Below are 937 nucleotides of genomic sequence, written 5' to 3' on the forward strand. Positions count from 1 at the left end.
CTAATCTTGAATTAAAGGTGTTGATAAATAACGATCTCCACCATCTGGTAATAAGACGACAATTGTCTTCCCTGCATTTTCTTCTCTCTTGGCTAGTTCTTTGGCTGCATATAATGCTGCTCCTGATGATATCCCTACTAAGATTCCTTCTGTCTTTGCCATTTCTTTCCCTGTCGCAAATGCATCTTCATTTTCTACTGTAATGATTTCATCATAAATCTTTGTATCCAATGTTTCTGGTACAAATCCTGCCCCGATTCCTTGGATCTTATGTGCTCCACCTTTCCCTGTTGATAATACTGGTGAGCTTGCTGGTTCTACTGCCACTACTTTTACTTCTGGATTCTTTTCTTTCAAGTATTTCCCTATCCCTGAAATTGTTCCTCCTGTTCCTACTCCGGCTACAAAGATATCTACTTTTCCTTCTGTTTGTTCATAGATTTCTGGTCCTGTTGTTTTATAGTGTGCTGTTGGATTCGCTGGATTTTCAAACTGTCCTGGAATGAAGCTGTTTTCGATTTGTGATGCCAATTCTTTTGCTTTGGCGATTGCTCCCTTCATTCCTTCACTTCCTGGTGTTAAGACTAATTCTGCTCCATATGCCTTCATAAGATTTCTTCTTTCTACCGACATTGTTTCTGGCATTGTAATAATGATCTTTAGATTCAATGCTGTCGCTACGGCTGATAGTCCAATTCCTGTATTTCCACTTGTTGGTTCAATCAATGTTGTATTTTCATTGATCAATCCTTTTTCTAGTGCATCTTGGATCATTTCTTTTGCAATTCTGTCTTTGACTGATCCTGCGGGATTGAAGTATTCTAGTTTTGCGAGTACATCTGCTTTCAATTCATCTTTCTTGATTAAGTTGTTTACTCTTACTAGTGGTGTATTCCCTACTAGGTCTAAAAAACTGTTTTTTACTTTGCTCATATTT

At 37.9% G+C, this 937-nt stretch carries 1 protein-coding gene; it reads right to left on the reverse strand.

Annotation, left to right across the window (positions count from 1 at the left end; all coding sequences use genetic code 11):
* Nucleotides 1-933 carry a cysteine synthase A gene (cysK, locus tag LJD32_RS14965; RefSeq protein WP_032089876.1) on the reverse strand — a complete coding sequence of 311 codons (933 nt, stop codon included), beginning with the start codon at nucleotides 931-933 and terminating at the stop codon, nucleotides 1-3.
* Nucleotides 934-937: the final 4 nt, after the last annotated feature.

Origin of the sequence: Faecalibacillus sp. TM498 (assembly GCF_020589955.1) — a bacterium.
Lineage (GTDB): Bacteria > Bacillota_I > Bacilli_A > Erysipelotrichales > Coprobacillaceae > Faecalibacillus > Faecalibacillus intestinalis.